The 3036-nt window shown below is 64.2% G+C and carries 3 protein-coding genes; all 3 read left to right on the forward strand.

The window, feature by feature from the left end; all coding sequences use genetic code 11:
- On the forward strand, nucleotides 1-854 hold an 854-nt coding region (locus ACILSL_RS27490), incomplete at its 5' end, for an ABC transporter ATP-binding protein (RefSeq protein WP_395735267.1).
- Nucleotides 855-860: 6 nt separating this feature from the next.
- Entirely contained in the window at nucleotides 861-1682 is an 822-nt protein-coding gene (locus ACILSL_RS27495; RefSeq protein ID WP_395735268.1) for an ATP-binding cassette domain-containing protein, read from the forward strand.
- Nucleotides 1683-1809: 127 nt separating this feature from the next.
- A partial coding sequence (locus tag ACILSL_RS27500; RefSeq protein WP_395735269.1) for a 2-isopropylmalate synthase occupies nucleotides 1810-3036 on the forward strand: 1227 nt, incomplete at its 3' end.

The raw sequence follows: 3036 nt of genomic DNA on the forward strand, positions 1-3036 counted from the left end.
CACTGGTGGGGGAGTCCGGCTCCGGCAAGTCGATTACCGCCCGCGCCATGATGAAGCTCGATACTAACGTGCGCCTGTCTGGGTCGGTCCAACTGGACGGGGTGGAGCTGCTCGGTCTCGGAGAAAAGGCGATGAGCCGCATCCGGGGCAGCCGCATCGGCATGGTCTTCCAGGACCCCATGCACGCGCTGAACCCGTTGCAGACCATCGGCGAGCAGGTGGCCGAGCCGCTGCGGCTGCGCGGCGTCCCCCGCAAGGAGGCGTGGGAACGAGCCTGTGCCTTGCTGGACGAGCTAGGCGTGCCCCGTGCACCGGAGCGGATGCGCGCCTATCCGCATGAGTTCTCAGGGGGAATGCGACAGCGCGTGGTCCTGGCCATGGCGCTGATTGGCGAGCCCGATGTCCTCATCGCCGACGAACCGACCACTGCCCTCGATGTTCGCGTGCAAAAGCAAGTGCTGCAACTCCTTGATGAGGTGACGCGGCAACGGCAACTGGCCGTCCTCATGATTACGCATGACCTGGCTGTGGTGGCCGGGTTCACCGAGCGTGTGGTGGTGATGTACGCAGGGCGCAAGATTGAAGAGCGCACCACGGAGGCGCTCTTCGCGGCGCCTGCGCACCCCTATACCTCTGCGTTGCTGGACGCGCTCCCACGGCTGGACCAGGCGGCGCGGGCGCTGGATCCTATCCCGGGGGCTCCACCTTCACCGGCGGCCCGACCTCCAGGATGCGCGTTCCACCCGCGTTGTCCGCTTGCGGTCGAAAGGTGCCGCCAGGATATCCCGCTGTTGACAGTGCAACCGGACGGCGGGCTGGTGGCCTGCCACGTGGTGACCCAAGGTACGGATTGACAGGCGATGGCGCTGCTGCAAGTCGAGCAGGTCAGCAAGACCTTTGGCATGGGTGGCAAGCAGCCTGTGCACGCGCTGAGCGAGGTGAGCCTGGAGGTTGAGGAAGGGGAAACGTTCGGGCTCGTCGGGGAATCGGGGTCGGGGAAATCGACCCTGGTGAAATGCATTGTCCGGCTTGGCTTTCCGGACAGCGGCACCATTCTCTATGACGGCATCGACGTACCGAAAGCCAGGGGGGCAGACCTGCGGCGGCTGCGGCGCGAAGTCCAGATGGTCTTCCAGGATCCGCATGCCAGTCTTAACCCGCGCATGACGGTGGAGGAGTTGGTGGGCGAGGGCATCCTCGTGCACCGGCTCGAACCATCCGCCGCTGCCCGGCGAGAGCGGGTGGTGGAGCTTCTTTCGCTTGTGGGATTGTCGGCTGGAGATATGCAGCGGCATCCCCATGCATTCTCCGGGGGGCAGCGCCAGCGTATCGCTATTGCCCGGGCCCTGGCCGTCCGTCCGCGGCTGCTTGTTTGTGACGAACCGGTGTCGGCGCTCGATGTCTCGGTGCAGGCGCAAGTGATCAACCTGCTCATGGATATGCAGGCGAAACTGGGCCTGACGATGCTCTTTATCGCCCACAATCTGGCGGTGGTTGGCCACCTCTGCCAGCGCACTGCGGTGATCCGTACCGGCCAGATCGTGGAGCATGGGCCCACGGCGGAGGTCTTCGGTAAGCCGCAGCACCCCTACACCCGGGAGTTGCTCGACGCCGTGCCCATTCCTGACCCAAAGGCAACCGGTTGGCTCCGCTCCGGGCCGAATAGCGGTGATGAACGGTGATGGGCGGCACGTCACCCTGATTGCCACACCTGCGCCCCACATGGGTATTGGCCGGGCCGCCTGCGTCCAGGCAACATGATTGGCGTCGTGCGTCACGTCCGCGCCAGACAAGGCCGGGGAGGTCCACATGCTTAACCCTGAACGTACGTATCGCCGTGAGGGTAGCTTCTGGGTTAGCCCCATCAACTTTGATCCCGAAGTCCAGGCACAGTTCACCTGGCCCCAACCACTCACCCTCATCGATAGCACGCTGCGCAAGATGCTTTTCACGGCCGGTGCGCTCACCAGCATCGACGGCTTTGTCCGCGTGGCCGAGGCGCTGGGAGAGGCCGGGATAAAGGAAGAAAGCCTCAATATCACCTGGGGCGGTGGCCCCGAACCCATCCCGCGTGAATTGGCGCTCTGCCGCGCGATCGCCGGGCGTGACTTCGGATTCCGGCTCAATGTCTACGCGGACACCTTTCTTTCCGATGGCCAATTGCCGCAGCCCGTATCCGCGCGTGAGTCGGTCGAGATGCTCGTTGATCTCGGTGTACGCACGCTGGCGGTTGGAATCGTGCAAGCACCATCTCCCGACGCGCACATTCGGCAGATGGATGAGTTGGCCGCGTTCTTCGAGCTTGCCAGGAGCCTGCGCGTTGACGTGACGGTCACGCTGGCCAATGTTGGACGACGCGACTTCGAGAGCATGGTCGACGTGTCGAACAAGGCCATTCAGTTAGGCGCACAGCGGCTCGATTTGATGGACTCGACGAGCAGCCTGGCGCCAGAGGCGATGAAGGTTTTCGTGCGGCGGTACCGGGCGCGGCTCATCCAGGATGTGCCAGTGACGATGCATGTGCACGATGATTTTGGCCTGGCCACGGCTGGCGCCATCGCCGCTGCTACCGCTGGTGCGTCCCCTGACGTTTCGATAGGAGGTGTTTCCTACCGCGGCGGATTCGCCTCGCTGGAGGAGGTCGTGGTCAGCCTGGAAGTGCTCTACGGGGTCGATACTGGCCTGTGTCTGGACCGCATTCAGTCGCTGGCCAACCTTGTGGCCGAAGAGATGGGACTGCCGATTCACCACCTCAAGCCGCTGATCGGGCGATCGGCTTTCTTGCGCCATATGCCTGGTGACATGATGGGCGTTGTGCAGCAGGGCGCCGATGCCTTTCCGCCGGTAGGAGGATGCCTCAATCCGCGCGTTGTCGGCTCACAAATGACATGGGTGTGGGATAGCCTCAGTAACGACGCCATGGCCCGAGCGCTGGCGGCAACCCTGGGGGAGACGCTGACCGACGCCGAGGCCGTCGCTGTGCGCGGCGCGCTTGACAGGGCGGTGCAACAGATTCCCACCTATCCACGCTGGCTC

Source organism: Prosthecobacter sp. (genome assembly GCF_044222345.1).
Classification (GTDB): domain Bacteria; phylum Verrucomicrobiota; class Verrucomicrobiia; order Verrucomicrobiales; family Verrucomicrobiaceae; genus Prosthecobacter.

What these genes read in the sequence shown, in the direction of transcription:
- ACILSL_RS27495 (WP_395735268.1), top strand. Translation starts at nt 861, where the DNA reads ATGGCGCTGCTGCAAGTCGAGCAGGTCAGCAAGACCTTTGGCATGGGT.